This window comes from Pseudomonas sp. FP2196 (genome assembly GCF_030687715.1).
Lineage (GTDB): Bacteria > Pseudomonadota > Gammaproteobacteria > Pseudomonadales > Pseudomonadaceae > Aquipseudomonas.
Map to the genome: position 1 here is coordinate 549,610 of NZ_CP117445.1, position 19,138 is coordinate 568,747.

The 19,138-nt window shown below is 60.6% G+C and carries 18 protein-coding genes and 1 riboswitch; of the genes, 12 read left to right on the forward strand and 6 right to left on the reverse strand.

The window, feature by feature from the left end; translation table 11 throughout:
* Positions 1 to 49: 49 nt before the first annotated feature.
* From hldE to PSH79_RS02435, 4 genes are all read left to right on the forward strand, one after another.
* Positions 50 to 1,471, forward strand: a complete 1,422-nt coding sequence (hldE, locus tag PSH79_RS02420) for a bifunctional D-glycero-beta-D-manno-heptose-7-phosphate kinase/D-glycero-beta-D-manno-heptose 1-phosphate adenylyltransferase HldE (RefSeq protein WP_305441072.1) — start codon at positions 50 to 52, stop codon at positions 1,469 to 1,471.
* Between the two features lie 130 nt (positions 1,472 to 1,601).
* Positions 1,602 to 2,576: a glycosyltransferase gene (locus PSH79_RS02425; RefSeq protein WP_305441073.1), complete on the forward strand. Its 975-nt coding sequence runs from the start codon at positions 1,602 to 1,604 to the stop codon at positions 2,574 to 2,576.
* On the forward strand, positions 2,577 to 3,263 hold the full coding sequence (locus tag PSH79_RS02430; protein WP_305441074.1) for a hypothetical protein: 687 nt from the start codon (positions 2,577 to 2,579) through the stop codon (positions 3,261 to 3,263).
* 14 nt (positions 3,264 to 3,277) lie between these two features.
* Positions 3,278 to 4,078, forward strand: coding sequence for a hypothetical protein (locus PSH79_RS02435; protein WP_305441076.1), 801 nt, complete (start codon positions 3,278 to 3,280; stop codon positions 4,076 to 4,078).
* A gap of 4 nt (positions 4,079 to 4,082) precedes the next feature.
* Here PSH79_RS02435 and PSH79_RS02440 read toward each other — a convergent pair whose 3' ends face one another.
* The 4 genes from PSH79_RS02440 to PSH79_RS02455 all read right to left on the reverse strand — a co-directional run bounded on the left by PSH79_RS02440 (position 4,083) and on the right by PSH79_RS02455 (position 7,595).
* Entirely contained in the window at positions 4,083 to 5,048 is a 966-nt protein-coding gene (locus PSH79_RS02440) for a metal ABC transporter ATPase (protein ID WP_305441077.1), read from the reverse strand.
* 31 nt (positions 5,049 to 5,079) lie between these two features.
* A complete protein-coding gene (locus PSH79_RS02445) occupies positions 5,080 to 5,892 on the reverse strand; it encodes an aldo/keto reductase (protein WP_305441078.1) in 813 nt (270 codons plus the stop codon).
* The gene (locus tag PSH79_RS02450) at positions 5,889 to 7,064 is read right to left on the reverse strand and encodes an FAD-binding oxidoreductase (RefSeq protein WP_305441079.1); all 1,176 of its coding nucleotides are present in this window, start codon (positions 7,062 to 7,064) and stop codon (positions 5,889 to 5,891) included. Before PSH79_RS02450 ends, PSH79_RS02445 begins: the two co-directional genes overlap by 4 nt.
* A gap of 198 nt (positions 7,065 to 7,262) precedes the next feature.
* The gene (locus PSH79_RS02455; RefSeq protein ID WP_187677915.1) at positions 7,263 to 7,595 is read right to left on the reverse strand and encodes a multidrug efflux SMR transporter; all 333 of its coding nucleotides are present in this window, start codon (positions 7,593 to 7,595) and stop codon (positions 7,263 to 7,265) included.
* 109 nt (positions 7,596 to 7,704) lie between these two features.
* Between PSH79_RS02455 and PSH79_RS02460 the strand changes: the two genes are divergently transcribed.
* Together PSH79_RS02460 and waaA are read left to right on the forward strand one after the other, a co-directional pair.
* The gene (locus PSH79_RS02460; RefSeq protein WP_305441081.1) at positions 7,705 to 8,601 is read left to right on the forward strand and encodes a LysR family transcriptional regulator; all 897 of its coding nucleotides are present in this window, start codon (positions 7,705 to 7,707) and stop codon (positions 8,599 to 8,601) included.
* An 11-nt stretch (positions 8,602 to 8,612) separates the two neighbouring features.
* Positions 8,613 to 9,887, forward strand: coding sequence for a lipid IV(A) 3-deoxy-D-manno-octulosonic acid transferase (gene waaA / locus PSH79_RS02465; protein ID WP_305441082.1), 1,275 nt, complete (start codon positions 8,613 to 8,615; stop codon positions 9,885 to 9,887).
* A 189-nt stretch (positions 9,888 to 10,076) separates the two neighbouring features.
* Here waaA and PSH79_RS02470 read toward each other — a convergent pair whose 3' ends face one another.
* The gene (locus PSH79_RS02470; protein ID WP_305441083.1) at positions 10,077 to 11,510 is read right to left on the reverse strand and encodes a TolC family outer membrane protein; all 1,434 of its coding nucleotides are present in this window, start codon (positions 11,508 to 11,510) and stop codon (positions 10,077 to 10,079) included.
* A gap of 206 nt (positions 11,511 to 11,716) precedes the next feature.
* Positions 11,717 to 11,822, forward strand: a riboswitch (TPP riboswitch).
* Positions 11,823 to 11,968: 146 nt separating this feature from the next.
* Between PSH79_RS02470 and thiC the strand changes: the two genes are divergently transcribed.
* Together thiC and cytX are read left to right on the forward strand one after the other, a co-directional pair.
* On the forward strand, positions 11,969 to 13,861 hold the full coding sequence (gene thiC / locus PSH79_RS02475) for a phosphomethylpyrimidine synthase ThiC (protein WP_305441084.1): 1,893 nt from the start codon (positions 11,969 to 11,971) through the stop codon (positions 13,859 to 13,861).
* Between the two features lie 246 nt (positions 13,862 to 14,107).
* Positions 14,108 to 15,400: a putative hydroxymethylpyrimidine transporter CytX gene (gene cytX / locus PSH79_RS02480; RefSeq protein ID WP_305441085.1), complete on the forward strand. Its 1,293-nt coding sequence runs from the start codon at positions 14,108 to 14,110 to the stop codon at positions 15,398 to 15,400.
* On the opposite strand, the gene PSH79_RS02485 is transcribed toward cytX, so the two are convergent.
* Complete coding sequence (locus PSH79_RS02485) at positions 15,369 to 16,115, reverse strand: RsiV family protein (protein WP_305441086.1); 747 nt, start codon at positions 16,113 to 16,115, stop codon at positions 15,369 to 15,371. The two genes, cytX and PSH79_RS02485, sit on opposite strands and share 32 nt — an antisense overlap.
* A gap of 226 nt (positions 16,116 to 16,341) precedes the next feature.
* Between PSH79_RS02485 and PSH79_RS02490 the strand changes: the two genes are divergently transcribed.
* From PSH79_RS02490 to PSH79_RS02505, 4 genes are all read left to right on the forward strand, one after another.
* On the forward strand, positions 16,342 to 16,959 hold the full coding sequence (locus PSH79_RS02490) for an NUDIX domain-containing protein (RefSeq protein ID WP_305441087.1): 618 nt from the start codon (positions 16,342 to 16,344) through the stop codon (positions 16,957 to 16,959).
* Positions 16,950 to 17,402, forward strand: coding sequence for a DUF1249 domain-containing protein (locus PSH79_RS02495; RefSeq protein ID WP_187677907.1), 453 nt, complete (start codon positions 16,950 to 16,952; stop codon positions 17,400 to 17,402). The genes PSH79_RS02490 and PSH79_RS02495 overlap by 10 nt, the downstream gene beginning before the upstream one ends.
* A 99-nt stretch (positions 17,403 to 17,501) precedes the next feature.
* Positions 17,502 to 18,317 (forward strand): 3',5'-cyclic-AMP phosphodiesterase, encoded by an 816-nt coding sequence (gene cpdA / locus PSH79_RS02500; protein ID WP_305441088.1) that lies wholly within the window; start codon positions 17,502 to 17,504, stop codon positions 18,315 to 18,317.
* A 183-nt stretch (positions 18,318 to 18,500) separates the two neighbouring features.
* Positions 18,501 to 19,109, forward strand: coding sequence for a YqiA/YcfP family alpha/beta fold hydrolase (locus tag PSH79_RS02505; protein ID WP_305441089.1), 609 nt, complete (start codon positions 18,501 to 18,503; stop codon positions 19,107 to 19,109).
* Positions 19,110 to 19,138 lie beyond the last annotated feature (29 nt).

Sequence of the window (19,138 nt, forward strand, 5' to 3'; positions counted from 1 at the left end):
ACCCTGTGTTAATATCGCGCCCCTGTTCATTTTGTATGTGGGTTGCTCCATGAAGTTGTCCATGCCGCGTTTCGATCAAGCCCCGGTCTTGGTAGTCGGCGATGTCATGCTCGACCGTTACTGGCATGGCGGAACCTCACGGATTTCCCCTGAGGCCCCGGTGCCGGTCGTTAAAGTCGAGCAAATCGAAGATCGTCCGGGCGGTGCCGCGAACGTTGCCTTGAACATTGCCGCGCTGGGTGCGCCGGCGTCCCTGGTCGGTGTGACCGGTGACGACGAAGCTGCCGACAGCCTGAGCAATAGCCTCAAGGGCGCGGGCGTGCGAGCCTTGTTCCAGCGCATTGCGCATCAGCCAACCATCGTCAAGCTGCGGGTCATGAGCCGGCACCAGCAATTGCTGCGTATCGACTTCGAAGAACCGTTTGCCACCGACGCTCTGGCCCTTGGCTCCCAGGTCGACGACCTGCTGGAAGGCATCAAGGTGCTGGTGTTGTCCGATTACGGCAAAGGCGCGCTGAAAAACCATCAGGCATTGATCCAGGCGGCACGCGCGAAGAATATTCCGGTGCTGGCCGACCCGAAAGGCAAGGATTTCTCGATCTACCGTGGCGCCAGCCTGATCACCCCGAACCTCAGCGAATTCGAAGCCATCGTCGGCGGTTGTGTCGATGAGCATGAGCTGGTCAGCAAGGGTGCGACGCTGATGCACGACCTGGAACTCGGCGCTCTGCTGGTGACTCGCGGTGAGCATGGCATGACCCTGCTGCGTCCTGACCAGCCTGCGCTGCACCTGCCGGCCCGGGCCCGTGAAGTGTTCGACGTGACCGGTGCCGGTGACACAGTGATTTCCACCCTGGCGGCGGCCATTGCGGCGGGCGAGGATCTGCCTCATGCGGTGGCGTTGGCCAACCTCGCGGCAGGCATCGTGGTCGGCAAGCTCGGTACAGCGGCCATCAGCGCCCCGGAACTGCGTCGCGCCATTCAGCGTGAGGAAGGTTCCGAGCGGGGTGTATTGGGTCTGGAGCAGTTGCTGCTTGCGGTGGCCGATGCTCGCGCGCATAACGAAAAAATCGTCTTCACCAACGGCTGCTTCGACATCCTGCATGCCGGCCATGTGACCTATCTGGAACAGGCGCGGGCCCAGGGCGATCGCCTGATTGTCGCAGTCAACGACGATGCTTCGGTCAGCCGTCTGAAAGGGCCGGGGCGTCCGATCAACAGCGTCGACCGGCGCATGGCTGTGCTGGCCGGGCTTGGGGCGGTCGACTGGGTCATCAGCTTCTCTGAAGGCACGCCGGAGAACCTGCTGCGCGAGGTCAAACCGGACGTACTGGTCAAGGGTGGCGATTACGGAATCGACCAGGTTGTCGGCGCCGACATCGTGACGGCTTATGGCGGCACCGTGAAAGTGCTGGGACTGGTTGAAAACAGCTCGACAACTGCGATTGTCGAAAAAATTCGCAGTCGCTGATCAGATGAATTTTTACCGTTGTGTACTGCGTGTGAACGGATTTTGCCTTGGGGATCTAACCGTTTCCGTTGATGTTGGCAGGGTTGGATCCGCTGCGCTTGCCTGCCTACGTCGCGTGGTCGATTAATCTATGAAAGTCATGCTACTGGTGATGGACGAGCAGCGGGTCATTCTTGACCGGCTCTACGACATCGTGCAGCAGAACTGTGATGAATGTGTCATCTATCGGCTGAGCAAAAAGCAACAGATGAACCTGGGGCTGTTTCTGGCCTCGGTTGATTATCAGACCTTTGATCGCGTGGTGATCTTCTCCCGGGTCAAGCGCCTGGCGCCGCAGTTGCGGGTGCTCAAGTGCATTCCCGGGCTGGTTTTCCTCGAGCACGACGCCTATCAGAACTACATGCCGGCCAGTAAATACCGGGGTGTTTATTCGCGTCTCTACAGCCGGTTGCCTAGCTGCCGGGCGCTGGTGTCCGGGGCAGTCGTGGCACGCAAGATGCTCGCTGAAGGTATCGACACGGTGTTCGTCTCCAAGGGTTACGACGAGCAGATGCTGCGCAACACCGGTACCGAGCGCGACATTCCCATCGGTTTTCTCGGCAGCCTGAAAAGCACCGAATACGCCCAACGCAAGGCGCTGCTCGAATCCCTGGCGCAGCGCACCGGCATGTTGGTGACGCGTACCAAATCGGGCTCCGAATACCTGGAAACGCTCAATCGCATCAAGATCTTCGTCAGCGCCGACATCGGCATGAACGAGTTCATGATCAAGAACTTCGAAGCCATGGCTTGTGGTTGTGTCTTGCTGGCCTGGAGCCAGGGCGAAGAAGACCAGTTGCTCGGTTTCGAAGACATGCACAACACCGTGTTTTATCGCAGCGAAGACGAGGCGGTGGAGAAGATCAAACTGCTGCAGGGCGACCCGGAACTGGCGCAGCGGATCGCCAGTAATGGCCAGGCGTTTGCAGAAAGTCGCTATTCCTTCGCCCGTGTCGGGCAGGCCCTGGCCGCTGAAATCCAGCGCGAGATGCGCCCATGGCAAGTGCCATCTGCGTTCACACGTTTCTGGGTGAAGCTGCGTTACGGCATGAAGGTGCCGGTCTGAATGACGGACGAACACATGGCGCTGGATGCGCTGCCTGGTGGTGATCAGTCTGTTTTGGGGGCATTGCCCGAGGCATTGCGCGAGCGCCTGAGCCGCGCGGCTCGGGTCGTGCTGATTGCCAATAATCCGGCCATCACGGCGGCGGACTTTCAGGCGCTGCACATCGGCGTCGAGGACGTCGTCGTCAGTTTCAACAACTGCATCAAGGCGTCGCTGCTTGACGCGCAAAGCGTGAATGTCTTCGTGCATGGCTACAACGCCCCGGATGCGTACTTTTTCGGCCTGCCCGGCGGGCCGGACGTGCAGCGACTGTTAGAGCAGTCGCGCGAGCGCTGTTTCACCATGCTGGTCGGCTGCGCTGCTCCGATGTGTCCGCTGCCGCGAGTAGCCATGTATTGGGATCGCATCCCGTTGCCGCCACTGTGGAACTACCCGGTCGACCGGCCGGGTGGCAAGCGCTATGTCGGGCCGTCCACCGGTTTCAACACGCTGGTGCTGTTCGACTGGTTGCGCGCTCATGCCGGCTATACCTATCAGCTCATGACCCTGGGGTTTTCCAACGAAGCGGGAAAACTCTGGGGCGGGCATGCCTGGGATTACGAGCGCGAGTGGCTGCAGAAGTCGGACGTCATCGTGGTGCCTTTGCCACCCCGTCGCTGGTGGCAAAAGCTGTTTCGCCAAAAATAAATAGGTGCTGTTGAGTGTTGAAAATTGCCGTGGCTTTTTTCGGGATCCCGAGAAACTCGCAGATTTGCTTCCCGTCCATCGAGCAAAACGTACTGGCGCAGTTGCCTGCCGGCAGTGACGTGCAGTGCTTTTATCACCTGTACAAAATCGATGAAGTGCAGAACGCGCGGTCTGGCGAGCAGGGGCAGTTGGCGGCTGACAACTATCAGCCGTTCGACTCGATGACCGGCGCGCTGACTTCCACCGAAGGCGTGCTGGACCGCTGGGATTTCGAGCAGGTCAAAGCGCAGGGTGATACCTGGGCCGATGACTACGCGTCGCTGCGCAACCTGATCTATCAGCTCAACTCACTGCACACCGTGACCACCCTGATCGAATCTTTCGATCCTGATTTCGTGGTGTTCGTGCGTCCGGACAATTTCTTTCACAACCCGCTCCCCGGCTATGTGTTCAACCATCCTGAGGTCCGTCGGCGCAATGCCTACATTCCGGATTGGCAGTGGTGGGGCGGGTTGAACGACCGTTTTGCCATTTGTGGACGCGACACCTACGTCGCGTATGGCAAGCGGATCGAGCGCATCTTTGATTTTTGCAAGGCAACTGGGCGCAAGCTGCATTCCGAGCGTCTGCTCAAGTACGCATTGCTGGAGGCGGGCGCCAAAGTCTGCACGCTGACAACTCAGGCGTCCCGGGTGCGAATCACCGGCGCCTTTGCCGAAGAGTCGTTTTCGCCCAAGCGCGGCATGGGCAAGCGCGAAAACCGCTATTTCCATTTCTTCGCCACGTTGCGCACATGGATGGATCGCCGGCGCTAACCGGCTATTTGCTCGCGCGTTTCTTGCCGATGCCCACCAGGCGCAATGCCTTCAGACTCAATTGCTTGAGTCCCGCCCGAGGCGGCTTTGCCGGTTGCAGGCCCTGTTGCACGACCCAGTCTTTCCAGCGAATCCGCTCGTCGCGTACGACCCAGCCTTCCTGGGTCGCGAAACTCTCTGCCAGATAAAGTCCGCGGGTGCTCGCCGGCAAGAGTTTGTCGCGCTTGAGGGTGTACAGCTCGGCCAGTGGCGCGCCGTCCTTGAGCGGCATCAAGTACAGGTCGGGGCGTTTGCGGTCGAGCCGCGCCACCAGTTGATCGCCTTCCAGACGCTCATCGACGTGGAACAGGCTCAGGGATTTGGCTTCCTTGGGCACGTCCAGGCGCAGATCGTAGATCAATTGCAATGAAGCGGTCGGCAGGTGCACGTAGGCTCGCGGCCGTTCGAGCAATTGCAGATTGGCACAACGAATGGGGCGCGCCGAGCCGGAAAGGGGCGTCAGGCGAAATGGCAAGGCCTCGCGATAATGCAGCGCGGCCGAGTAGGGCGCCGGCAGCCAGGTGTCGTTGAATCGCCCGCCGAGCCAGCCCTCCGGGGTTTCCAGCAAACACTCTTCGGCGATCTCTTGAATGGCCGTGTGCAGCGGAATATTCAGTTCGTGGGCCGGCACGTAACCGGAAATCAGCTTGAGCACCACATCGCCGCGATCCTGCCGCCGCTGACGCACCAACACCCAGTAATCGCGATTTTGCCAATGCAGGGTCAGGCGCACCGAAACCCCGAGATTGGCCAGCTCCAGCGAGAAGCGCTCGGCGTCCGCCACGCTGACCGGTTTGCGTCGTTGCAAGGTCTGCGCGAAGTTCAGCGGCATGCCGACGCTCTGATAGGTCAGGCCTTCGGGCGTAGCTTCTACGTACAGGGGCAGGGTCTTGAAGTTGCTCGGGTTCTTTCTGATGAGCGTGCGCGGCATATCGGCTCCTGCTTAAGGCCGCGGGGCGGCGTCAGTGACCACGAAGGACCTGGGCAACGGTCGCAACGTTGTGGGCGAGGTGCAGCGGATTGATCGTTCCGACAATAGCACTGGCCACGCCAGGCTGTGCAAACAGCAACTCGAAGCTGGCGCGCACCGGGTCGACGCCTGGACTCAGGCAAACGTGACCACTGGCCAGGGCTTTTTTCACCAGAATGGCTTTGCCGTGGGCAGCAGCATAGTCAATGACAGCTTTCTCGTTTTGTTCGTTCAGATTGTAGGTGACCATCGCGCAGTCGCCTTGCTCCAGTGCTTTCAATCCGCCTTCGACGGTTTTGCCGGAGAAGCCGAAGCCGCGAATCTTGCCCTCAGCCTTGAGCGTCGCAAGTGTGGCGTAAACCTCCTCGTGCTCAAGGATGGCCATGTCGTTGCCGTCAGAATGCACCAGCACCAGATCGATGAAATCCGTTTCCAGACGTTGCAGGCTGCGCTCCACTGACATCCGCGTGTGCGCTGCGCTGAAGTCATGGCGCGACAGGCCGTCGGCAAACTCTTCGCCGACCTTGCTGACGATCACCCAGTCATTGCGCTGGCCGCGCAACAGCGGGCCGAGGCGCTCTTCGCTGCGGCCGTAGGCCGGCGCGGTGTCGATCAGGTTGATGCCCATATCGCGGCTGAGCTTGAGTAGCCGGCGCGCGTCATCGTCATCGGGAATCTGAAAGCCGTTGGGGTATTTCACGCCTTGGTCGCGACCAAGTTTGACCGTGCCCAGGCCCAGTGGCGAAACCAACAGGCCGGTGCTGCCCAGCGGGCGGTGCAAGTCGTGCAGGGTCGCTATCGTCATGGCAGCAGTTGCTCCCAGGCAGGCAAGCCCATCGGCGGTTTTGGCAGAGGTGGCAGTGGTTCAGTGGCTTGCGGCTGGATGCCGTCGCGTTGCAGCGAGGCGATCACCCGATCAGCGAAGTCTGGTGCCAGTGCCAGTTTGGTTGGCCAGCCAACCAGCAAGCGCCCCTCTTCGGCGAGAAAGGCGTTGTCCGGGCGCGTCAGGCCGGTTTGCAGCGGCTCGGCACGGTCGACACGCAGGGTTGCCCATTGCGTGGTGCTGAGGTCGATCCATGGCAGCAACTGCGAGATTTCTTTTTGCGCGGTAGCGATCTGTTCGGCTGGCTCGCGGTTCACGCCTTCGCTCTCGGCAATGTCGCCGCCCATGTACCAGACCCACTGGCCATCAGCGGCCGGGTGGGTGGTGACGGTGATGCGCGGCTTGGTGCCGCCGCCCAGGCAGTGGGCGTAAAGCGGTTTCAGGCCCGGGCCCTTGGCGATGATCATGTGCAATGGGCGGCGTTGCATGGCCGGGTAACTCAGGCCAAGAGCGGTGAGCAGATCGGCAGTGCCGGCGCCGGCGCTGAGGACGATGCGCTGGGCGCGGATCTCGCGACCGTCGACTTTCAGGCCGACCAGCACGCCAGCCTCCAGCAGCGGCTCGATGGTTTGCCCGGCGAGCAATCCATCACCGGCCAGATCGGCCAGACGCTGGATCAGACTCGGTACGTCGATCACCAGTTCGGCGAGACGATAGACCTTGCCCTTGAAGCGCTTGTCTTGCAGCGCCGGCGGCAATTGCTCGCCCTTGACCTGATCGACACGGCCACGCACGGCTTTACTGGCGAAGAAACTGGTGAGGTTGCCGGCGAGGGTGCCCGGCGACCACAGGTAATGTGCTTCGGAAAGCAGACGAACGCCGGAAAGATCCAGCTCGCCGTCACCGGCCAGTGCTTCACGCCAGCGGCGCGGCATGTCGGCGATGGCTTCCGAGGCGCCCGTCAGCGCACCGTGCAACGCGTACTTGGCGCCGCCGTGGATGATGCCTTGTGATTTCACACTCTGCCCGCCGCCGAGGCTGGCGCTTTCCACCAGCACGGTCGAAAAACCCTGGCGGCGCAGACGCGCGTTCAGCCAGAGGCCGGCGACACCAGCGCCGACAATCAGAACGTCGGTGGAAATAACGGATGGCATGCAACGACCTCAGTGTTCAAGACGAGGGCGCAGTATACAGACTCGGGAAAGAGGAGGATTTGTCGATGATCAATAGGGCTGACGCAAAACCAATGTGTGGAAGCTTGCTCGCGAAGAGGGAGGGTCAGTAGGCATAGTTGGCGCCTGTTACACCGTATTCGGGTGCAAGCTCGCTCCCACAAGGATTGTGATTGCCCGTCAGTGCCCGGCGGTTTTCGAGAAGAGCTGGATCACGACGACACCCAGCACAATCAACGCCATCCCCAGCATCGCCGGGATATCCAGCTTCTGCCCATAAATAAACAGCGCCGCAACGCTGACCATCACAATGCCCATCCCGGCCCATACCGCGTAAGCGACGCCCACCGGCACCGTGCGCACTACCAGCGTCAGCATCCAGAAGGCGATCCCGTAGCCGACGATCACCAGCAGCAGCGGCAGCGGTGTGCTGAAACCTTTGACGGCTTTCATCGAAACGGTGGCTATCACTTCGGCGCAAATGGCGATAGCCAGGTAGGCGTAGGCGTTCATGGTTCAAATCCTCATGTAAAACGTTGCTTTCTAAGCCGGCATTTTAGAGATTTACCAGATGGGGTAAAGTCATTACCTATCTGTTTTGAAGATGGGTTGGTAAGCCAGCATGCAGTGGAATCTTGATCAGCTACGGGTATTTGTCGATGTCGCCGAAGAGCGTTCGTTCTCCGCCGTCGCACGCCAACAGCGCAAGGCGCAGTCGGCGATCAGCAGCGCCATCGCCATGCTCGAAGACGATCTGGGGGTGAGCCTGTTCGAGCGTAGCAGCGGCCGTCAGCCGAGCCTCACCGAAGCGGGCAAGGCGCTGCTCGAAGAGGCACGCGAAGTCTTGCGCCAATGCGAGCGCCTGAACGGTCGGGCGATGGCGATGATGCGCGGCCAGGAAGCGCAACTGCGTGTGGCGCAGGACGAAGCCATGCCTTATCAGGCGCTGGTGGAAAGTTTCGGTGCGCTGGCCGAGCAATTTCCCAGTCTGGAGTTGCAACTGACCAGCGCTGCCCAAGGCGAAGTTTCACGCAAACTGGTCGAACGTCGCGCCGATCTCGGGCTGCTGTTCTATCACGATGAAATACCCGAGGCGCTGGAGCGGCGGGTGCTGGGCAGCGTGGAAATGGTCACCGTTTGCGGCATCAATCATCCGTTGGCGACTCAGTCTTACGTTACCTGCCAGCAACTGGCGCAACACCGGCAATTGCTGATGTCGACGCAAACCAGCGTTTATCCAGGCAACGAGCCGGCTAGCCCGCAGGTGTGGCGCGCCGACAGTTTCTATGTGATGGCCGAATGGCTGGTACGGGATCTTGGCTGGGCGTGGCTGCCTCGGCATGTGGTGCAGTATTCGGCGTATCAGGGCTTGATGGTCGAACTGGACAGCGAATGGACGCCGCCGGCGCTGGTGGTGGAACTGGTCTGGCGCCGCGACGAGCCGCCAGGCCCCGCTGCGAGGTGGCTGGCCGAACGTTTTGCCGTGCACTTGCAGGCGATCGGCGACAAAAGTCGATAAACTCCGCCGCCATGAATAGAACTCTCTACACCGCGCTGTTTTACCTGGGGCTGCCATTGGTGGCGATTCGGCTGTGGCTGCGGGCGCGCAAGGCGCCGGCGTATGCCAAACGGATTGGTGAACGTTTCACTTATGGCATGCCGACACTGCAACCCGGCGGCATCTGGGTACATGCGGTGTCGGTGGGCGAGAGCATCGCCGCGGCACCGATGATCCGCGCCTTGCTGCAGCGTTATCCGGCGCTTCCGATCACCGTGACCTGCATGACCCCGACCGGTTCGGAGCGGATTCAGGCACTGTTCGCCGATGAGCCGCGCATCCAGCATTGCTACCTGCCGTACGATTTGCCGTGTGCGGCGGCGCGTTTTCTTGATCGCGTGCAGCCGAAGCTCGCGGTGATCATGGAAACCGAGCTCTGGCCCAACCACATTCATCAATGCGCCAAACGCGGGATTCCGGTAGCGCTGGCCAATGGGCGATTGTCCGAACGCTCGGCCAAGGGCTACGGCCGCTTCAGCAAACTGACCGCGCCAATGCTCGCCGAGATGAGTTTTTTCGCCGTGCAGACCGAAACCGAAGCGCAGCGTTTCCGCGATCTGGGTGCCCGCTCTGAGACTGTGGAAGTTACCGGCTCGATCAAGTTCGACCTGACCATCGACCCGCAACTGCTGCAACGTGCCGCTGAACTGCGTGGCCAATGGCAGGCGCAGGAGCGTCCGGTATGGATCGCCGCCAGCACCCACGAAGGCGAGGATGAAGTGGTGCTGAATGCCCATCGTCGTCTGCTGGCCAACTATCCGAATGCACTGTTGATTCTGGTGCCGCGTCATCCGGAGCGCTTCAACTCGGTGTTCGAACTGTGCCAGCGCGAAGGTTTTGCCACCGTGCGCCGTTCGACCGGCGCGAACGTTGCGGCCGAAACATCTGTTCTGCTCGGCGACACCATGGGCGAATTGCTGTTTTTGTATGCGTTGGCGGACAGCGCTTTTGTCGGTGGCAGTCTGGTGCCGAACGGCGGGCACAACCTGCTGGAGCCGGCAGCCCTGGCGAAGCCGGTGCTCAGCGGCCCGCACCTGTTCAACTTCCTCGACATCGCCGCACAATTGCGCGAAGCCGGGGCGTTGGTCGAGGTCGATGATGCTGAAGGGCTGGCGGTGGAAGTGCAGCGGCTGTTCGAATTGCCACGTGATGCGCAGCGCATGGCTGAGGCTGGGCTGGCGGTGATGCGCCGCAATCAGGGCGCTTTGCAGCGATTGCTGGATGGCTTGGGCCGGTTGATCGAGTAGTCGTTCACCCAACCATTGTGGTGAGGGGATTTATCCCCGACCGGCTGCGTAGCAGTCGTAGAGCCGGTAATCGGGTTCTTCCTGAATCAGTACGGTGAATGGGTTCAGGGCTGCTTCGCAGCCCATCGGGGATCAATCCCCTCGCCACAGTCCGCCGCTACTACAGGAAAAGGCTGCGATCTTTTACGTTTAAGGCCGGGCCTTGAGCTGTGCTTCCGCAGCCTTGGCCAGATCCGGCGGCAGGAAATCCTTGTCCGGGTTGTAGTCGGCTTTCAAATAGCGCGTCAGATCCTGCAAATCACCCGGGTTCAGTGTCCCCGCTGCCTGCTTCAAGCGCAGGTTGTCGAGGATGTAGTCGTAGCGGGTGTTGTTGTAATTGCGCACCGAAGAGTACAGCTGACGCTGCGCATCGAGCACGTCGACGATGTTGCGGGTGCCCACCTGATAGCCGATTTCCGTGGCTTCCACCGCGCTTTGGTTGGAGATGATCGACTGGCGGCGCGCTTGCACCTGTTCGACGTCGGTGTTCACCGCGCGGTGCAGGTTGCGGGTGTTCTCGACGACCTGCCGACGAAGGGATTCGCGCTGTTGTTCGCTCTGATTCAACTGCTCATAGGACTGGCGCACTTGCGAGCTGGTCAGCCCGCCGCTGTAAATCGGGATGTTCAGTTGCAACCCCAGCGTGCTCTGTTCGACGTTGCCACGGTAGGGCGTACCGAAAGCGTTTGGGTTGGCGAAGCCGAGGGCGTCGTTGTCACCCTTTTCGTATTTGGCCACGGCGTCGAGGGTCGGCAAATGGCCGGCCTTGCGCTGCTTCAATGTCTGTTCGGCCGAGCTGACGGCGTAGTTGCTGGCCAGCAGATTGAGGTTCTGTTTTGCTGCTGTGTCGACCCAGGCCTTGGCGTCGTTTGGCGTCGGCGGCAGGATCGGCAGCGTGTGCACGATGCCCTGAATCGCGTTGTACTGACGGTTGGTCAGGGTGATCAGCGCTTCGAACGCATCATCAACCTGACGCTGCGCGACGATCCGGTTGGCTCGAGCGGTGTCGTAACTGGCTTGCGACTGCAGCACATCGGTCTTGTCCGACAGGCCCACATCAAAGCGCTCGTTGGACTGGTCGAGCTGACGCTTGAACGCCGCTTCTTCAGCCTTGGTCGAGGCCAGATTGTCCTGGCTGCGCAGCACGTTGAAGTAGCTTTCGGCCGATTGCAGGATCAGGTTCTGCTCGGTAGCCGACAGTTGCAACGCGGCTTGCTCATTGACGTCTTTGGCAGCTTGGAATTGGAACCAGCGATCGGCGCGGAATAGCGGTTGGGCAAGGGTTGCCTGATAGGAATGCGCACTGCGGTTGGCAATGGCCGAAGGCTGGTCGATCGAGGTGCGTACATCCGCGACTTCGGCGCCGCCGGACAGGTTCGGCAGCAAGCCGGCGCGGGCCTGCGGTACCACTTCTTTCTGCGCGCCATACTGGGCGCGGGCGGCGGCCAGATCGGCGTTGTTGTCGACCGCTTCCTGATAGACGCTGACCAGATCGGTTTTGCTCGACAAGGGCGCTTCTGCTGCCCAGGCCATTGCGTTGGACGCACAAGACACGGCAAGAGCCAGTGAAAGTTTGCGCAGCATGAGGCGATCCCTAGCATGAATATTATGGAAATAATGTGCGCGCCAAGGCTACGGCGCAGCCCCCGCAGCGTCAAGGCGCACCGGGGCAAGGCGAGTGTAGTTGCGCATTGAAGCGGCAACAATCCTGCAAGTCCTGCCAATTGCGCCATTCATCATGGTGTTTGCCGCGGTGTTGGCGTTCTTTGCCGGTTGTGTCTAGACTGGCCGGGTTCTTGTCGGGGTGCCTTGCTATGAGGCTGAGATCGAATAATTTCGGATCCCGTTGAACCTGATCAGGTTAGCGCCTGCGTAGGGAACAAGATTTCTCGTCACCCGGCGAGTCCTCTTGTGCTTCGTCCGGGAAATTGTTCGACAATCGAACGCTCGACGACGATGCACAGCACCAGTCCTGGTGCGTCCGTGCCTTTCAGGTTCTGCTCCGACAATCCACTGCCTGGATGCTGTCTGGAGAGCCCGTGATGACGACTACAAAATCTAAAAACGCGATCAACCTGAGCGATTCGGCCAAGGTCGACGAGCAATCGGTCAAGCCGTTCACCCGTTCGCAAAAAGTCTACGTTCAGGGTTCGCGCCCGGACATCCGCGTGCCCATGCGCGAAATCACCCTCGATGTGACCCCGACCGACTTCGGCGGCGAAATCAACGCGCCGGTCACCGTTTACGACACCTCAGGCCCGTACACCGATCCGAACGTAGTGATCGACGTGCGCAAAGGCCTGGGCGATGTACGTTCGGCGTGGATCGACGACCGTGGGGACACCGAGCGCCTGCCGGGTCTGAGTTCGAATTTCGGCCAGGAGCGCCTTGCTGATCCAGAGCTGACCAAACTGCGCTTCGCCCACGTCAACAACCCGCGCCGCGCCAAGGCCGGGGCCAACGTCAGCCAGATGCACTACGCGCGCAAAGGCATCATCACCGCCGAGATGGAATACGTCGCCATCCGCGAAAACATGAAGCTGCAAGAGGCCCGCGCCGCCGGCCTGTTGGACCAGCAACATGCCGGCCACAGCTTTGGCGCGAGCATCCCGAAAGAAATCACCGCTGAATTCGTCCGCGAAGAAATCGCCCGCGGTCGCGCGATCATTCCGGCCAACATCAACCACGTCGAACTGGAACCGATGATCATTGGCCGTAACTTCCTGGTGAAGATCAACGGCAACATCGGCAACAGCGCACTGGGTTCGTCCATCGAAGAAGAAGTGGCGAAACTGACCTGGGGCATTCGTTGGGGCTCGGACACCGTGATGGACTTGTCCACCGGCAAACACATTCACGAAACCCGCGAGTGGATCATCCGCAACTCGCCAGTGCCGATCGGCACCGTGCCGATCTATCAGGCGCTTGAGAAGGTCAACGGCGTCGCCGAAGACCTGACCTGGGAGCTGTTCCGCGACACGCTGATCGAACAGGCGGAGCAGGGCGTCGACTACTTCACCATCCACGCTGGCGTATTGCTGCGCTACGTGCCGCTGACCGCCAAGCGCGTGACCGGCATCGTTTCCCGTGGCGGCTCGATCATGGCCAAGTGGTGCCTGGCGCACCACAAAGAGAACTTCCTCTACACCCATTTCGACGAAATCTGCGAAATCATGAAGGCCTACGACGTCAGCTTCTCGCTGGGCGATGGCCTGCGTCCGGGGTCGATTGCCGACGCCAACGACGAAGCACAATTCGGCGAACTGGAAACCCTCGGCGAGCTGACCAAAATCGCCTGGAAGCACGACGTGCAGTGCATGATCGAAGGCCCGGGCCACGTGCCGATGCAGTTGATCAAAGAGAACATGGACAAGCAGTTGGAGTGCTGCGACGAGGCGCCGTTCTACACCCTTGGCCCGCTGACCACCGACATCGCGCCGGGCTATGACCACATCACCTCGGGCATCGGTGCGGCGATGATCGGCTGGTTCGGTTGCGCCATGCTCTGCTACGTGACGCCGAAGGAACATTTAGGTCTGCCGAACAAGGATGACGTGAAGACCGGGATCATCACCTACAAGATCGCCGCTCACGCAGCGGATTTGGCCAAAGGGCATCCGGGCGCGCAGATCCGCGACAATGCCTTGAGCAAGGCGCGTTTCGAGTTCCGCTGGGAAGACCAGTTCAACCTCGGTCTGGACCCGGACACCGCCCGTTCGTATCACGATGAAACCCTGCCGAAGGACTCGGCCAAGGTCGCGCATTTCTGTTCGATGTGCGGACCGAAATTCTGCTCGATGAAGATCACTCAGGAAGTCCGCGAATACGCGGCCAACCAGCGGATCGACGCGGTCGACTTGGACGTCGCCCAAGGTCTGGCGGAACAGGCCGAGCGGTTCAAGAAGGAAGGCAGTCAGCTGTACAAGAAGGTTTGATCTGACCTGAAAGGGTGGGGCTTGCACTGGCCCCATCGCCAGCAGGCTGGCTCCCACACTGGATTTGTGAACACCTCTCCCTGTAGGAACTGCCGCAGGCTGCGATCTTTTGATTTTGTTTTGAAGATCAACAGATCGCAGCCTGCGGCAGCTCCTACAGAGGAGGGGGCGCACGTTCTGTGTGGCAGCCAGCCTGCTGGCGATAGCGATCAACACAACAACAAATGTCCCTCTGAGATAACACCCTTGAGCATTCAACCCAGTACCTACTCCCCCGATCTCGCCGTGCCCGCCGACAAGCGTGTGTTCGGCGGTCGCGATCTGTTTTCCCTGTGGTTCTCCCTCGGCATTGGCCTGATGGTCTTGCAGACCGGCGCGTTGCTCGCGCCGGGTCTCGGCTTGTCGGGTTCGCTGCTGGCGATTTTCCTCGGCACGCTGGTCGGCGTTCTGCTGCTGGCCGCCGTCGGCGTGATCGGCAGCGATACCGGCCTGTCGTCGATGGCCGCGCTCAAACTCAGCCTCGGCAGCAAAGGCGCAAGCCTGCCGGCGCTGCTCAATCTGCTGCAACTGATCGGTTGGGGCTCCTTCGAAATCATCGTCATGCGCGACGCCGCCAGCCTGCTGGGCACTCGCGCGTTCAGCGAAGGTTCGCTGTGGTCGAACCCGGTGTTATGGACGCTGTTCTTCGGCGCGCTGGCCACCTTGCTCGCTGTTAGCGGGCCGCTGACGTTCGTCCGGCAGATCCTGCGCAAGTGGGGCATCTGGCTGCTGTTGGCGGCTTGCCTCTGGCTCACCTGGAACCTGTTCGCCAAGGCTGATCTGGCGACACTCTGGTCGCGTGCCGGTGATGGTTCGATGCCGTTTGCCGTGGGCTTCGACATCGCTATCGCGATGCCGCTGTCGTGGCTGCCGCTGATTGCCGACTACTCGCGATTCGGCAAACGGGCGAAGAATGTGTTCGGCGGTACTGCTGTGGGGTTCTTCATCGGCAACTTCTGGCTGATGAGCCTTGGCGTGGCGTACACCCTGGCGTTCGCGCCGAGCGGTGAAGTCAATGCGCTGCTTCTGGCCCTGGCCGGTGCCGGTCTGGGGATTCCGCTGCTGCTGATTCTGCTGGACGAGTCGGAAAACGCCTTCGCCGACATTCACTCGGCAGCGGTTTCCAGCGGGATTCTGTTGCGCTTGAAAGTCGAGCATCTGGCCTTGGCCATCGGCGTGATCTGCACACTGATCGCCCTGCTGGCGCCGTTGGCGCAATACCAGAATTTCCTGCTACTGATCGGTTCGGTGTTTGCGCCGCTGTTCGGCGTGGTGCTGGTGGATCACTTTATTCTGCGTAAACGCAGTGGTCAGGTCGCATCAGCCGCATTGCGCTGGCCGGCACTGTTGGCCTGGCTGGGTGGGGTCAGCACCTATCACTTGCTGGCGAATCTGTATCCGGATGTCGGCGCGACCCTGCCGGCACTGGCGCTGGCAGGGCTGCTGCAACTACTGCTCGGTCGGGCCTTCAGTTACGGCCGGGAAACAGCTCGGGCTTGAGAATCCCGTTCAGACGCGGGTAAGGGATCTTCAGTTCGACGTGGCCCAGCGCGTAAGGCGCGATGGTGCTCACGTCGTACTTGAGGATCACCGCACCATAGGTCAGCGCCACGTTCGGGGTTTTCTTGAACGGCCAGCTCGAAACGAACTCCGCTTCCTGATCGAGCTTGGTGCTGATCAACCAACTGTTATGCGCAACCTGCGCAGCCTTCCAGAATGCGTCTTCCTGACCCGGCATCAACATGTCCGACAGGTTCAGCGCTTTATGCTGCTGGCGCGAATAGTTGATGAAGCCGCGACCCGGTGTTCCGTGGGCACCGCCGGTGTCGAGGTAGCTCGACAGCTCGATGATCACCAAGCCGTCATGCTGCTCGCGTACTTTGGCTTGCAGATAGCTGCTGTTGCGCGGGCCAGCATTGGCCAGGAATTGATCGCGATAAGCCGCCAGGGTCGGCGCCACGGGTGCGTTCGCCTCGGTACGGGTCATCTGCAGCAGGCGTTTTTCGATGATGCCGTCCAGAGCAGGTTCTGCCGGGAAGCGCAGGGTGTCGATGTTCACCAATGGGCAGTCAGGGTTGGAGCAGCCGGGTTTCAGCTGTTCCGACGCATCGCGGGTGGATTCCAGCGGCGTACGGTAGTTGGGCTGGAACAGGCTCGCACACGCGCCCAGGGTCAGGGCGATGGCGGCCACGGAGGCAATTTTGAAAAGCGACATGGGCGTCCTTTCTGAAACAGGGGAAGGCAAAAAGTTACCGCTTCGACTCTCAACGAGGCAGTCAGTTCGCCACTAAGCTAATTAGAGTGGGTTTCGCCGCCACCGTCCATCCCGCTGACGGTAAAGGGGCTGCATCAATCGGTGCGGGCGCGTTAGGATGGCGCGAAGTCGAGGTTCAAGCAGCAAAAAGGAACCTCGTAACGGATTTGCAGTAAAGAGGATGCTCATGACTGATTTTGCCAACGCCATTCCGACCGCCGTGGATATCGTGCGGCGCGAAAAATGCTACGAGGGTTTTTACAAACTCGATCGCGTGCACCTGCGCCATGAGTTGTTCGCCGGCGGCATGAGCCGTGAGATCAACCGTGAAATCTTTGTGCGTCACGATGCCGTGTGCGTGCTGCCCTACGATCCGCAGCGCGACGAGGTGGTGTTGATCGAGCAGTTTCGCGTCGGCGCCATGGGCAAGGCCGACAATCCCTGGCTGGTCGAACTGGTCGCCGGTCTGATCGACAAGGACGAAGAGCCGGAAGAAGTTGCTCACCGCGAGGCGCAGGAGGAAGCTGGGCTGGACATCAAGGCCCTGTGGCCGATGACCAAGTATTTCCCTTCGCCGGGCGGCAGCAACGAGTTCGTGCATTTGTATCTGGGGCGTTGCAGCACTGATGGCGTCGGCGGCCTGCATGGGTTAGAGGAAGAGGCCGAAGATATCCGCGTCACGGTCTGGGCGTTCGAAGATGCCCTGCAAGCCGTACGCGACGGACGCATTGCCAACGCGGCGAGCATCATCGCTTTGCAGTGGCTGGCGCTAAACCGCGCCGAAGTGAGGGGGTTATGGTCGTAAACAAGCTGCGCGATCGTTATCGAGTCGACCTCGCGGGGCTGCAAGCCGCCTGCGAGGCCAACTACGCGCGCCTGATGCGACTGTTGCCGGACATGCGCAACGAACCCGAGGCGCGGCGCATCGCCGTGACCCAGGGCGAGCAGATGCTCGGCGTGCTGGCCCTCGAAGTGCTGCAGACCTGTCCTTACACCACGACGTTGCAGGTGCGTCAGGAACATAGCCTGCCATGGCTGCCGGTGCCGCAACTGGAGGTGCAGGTCTATCACGACGCACGCATGGCCGAGGTGATCAGCGCCGAACATGCACGACGCTTTCGCGGCATCTATCCTTACCCGAACGCCGCGATGCATCAGCCCGATGAAAAGGCTCAGCTCAATCTGTTCCTGGGGGAATGGCTGAGTCATTGTCTGGCGCTGGGGCACGAGTACGAAGTCGTACGCTAGTTGTGAACTGCGTCCGGTTCCTCGGTTTCCCCTTTCAGTGATCCCCCAGCATAATTGCGGCACTTGACCGATTCCGTGCTTTTGCCTTGGGAGAACGCCTTGCCGAGCGTATCCACGTTGACCCCCGCCGACCCGGCGCTGCTGGTGCAGTTGTCCGACAGCCATCTGTTCGCTGAAGCGGACGGCACGTTGCTGGGTATGAATACTCGCGAGAGCTTGCAGAAGGTCATCGAGTTGGTGCTGGCGCAGCAGCCGCAGATTGATCTGGTGCTGGCCACCGGCGATATCTCGCAGGACGGCACCCTCGAGTCGTATCAGCAGTTTCGTGAAATGAGCGGGCAGATCGATGCGCCAGCGCGCTGGATTCCCGGCAATCACGATGAACCGCAGATCATGTCGGTGGCGGCGGTGCAGAGTGCGTTGCTGGAATCGGTGGTCGATGTCGGCAACTGGCGCGTGACCTTGCTCGACTCGGCGGTGCCGGGCTCGGTGCCGGGGTATCTTCAAGACGATCAATTGCAACTGCTGGCCCGCTCGTTGAGCGAAGCGCCGGAGCGTCATCATCTGGTGTGCTTCCACCATCATCCGGTGCCGATTGGTTGCCCGTGGATGGAGCCGATCGGTTTGCGTAATCCCGAAGCCTTTTTCGAAGTGCTGGACCGTTTTCCACAGGCCCGTGCAGTGTTGTGGGGGCATGTGCATCAGGAAATTGATCGTGAGCGCAATGGCGTGCGGCTGATGGCCTCACCTTCGACCTGTATTCAGTTCGAGCCGGGCAGTGAAGACTTCAAGGTCGGCGAGCAGGCGCCGGGGTATCGCTGGTTGCGGTTGTTGCCGGATGGGCGGCTCGAAACCGGCGTCGAGCGCGTCACCGATTTCGAATTCATCGTCGATTACGGCTCCAACGGCTACTGAAATTTACTGCCGAACCCTGTAGGAGCTGCCGAAGGCTGCGATCTTTTGATTTAAAAAACAGGATCAAAAGATCGCAGCCTTCGACAGCGCCTACAGGATGCAGGCAGGCATCATTTGTATGGCCCATCCTGCCCTGACTCCCTGTAAACTCCGCTATCTTTCGCCGACACCCAGGGAGCTCAAATGTCTGGTTCGATCCTCTATATCCACGGTTTCAACAGCGCCCCGGCCTCGAAAAAGGCTTGTCAGCTGGTCGCGGTGATGGAGCGGCTGGGCTTGAGCGATCAACTGCGTGTTCCCGCCCTGCATCACCATCCGCGCGAAGCCATCGGTCAGTTGGAGCAAGCGATTGCCGAACTGGGCGGGCCGCTGCTGGTGGGAAGCTCACTCGGCGGCTACTATGCGACTCACTTGGCCGAGCGCCATGGCCTCAAAGCCCTGCTGGTCAACCCGGCGGTCAGCCCGCACCGGATGTTCGACGGATACCTGGGCACGCAGAAAAACCTGTATACCGATGAAACCTGGGAATTGACCCACGACCACGTTGCGGCCCTGGCCGAACTGGAAGTGCCGGCGCCCCAGGATGCGCAGCGTTTTCAGGTCTGGTTGCAGACCGGCGATGAAACATTGGATTATCGCCTCGCCCAGCAGTATTACCGTGCTTGTGCCTTGCGCATCCAGGCCGGCGGCGACCACAGTTTCCAGGGTTTCGCCGGGCAATTGCCGGCGTTGCTGAGTTTTGCCGGCGTTGGCGCCGATTTGTATCAGGCAATCGATTTCACCGCACTGTGATGTCTTGCCCCTATTTCATGAATGACTGA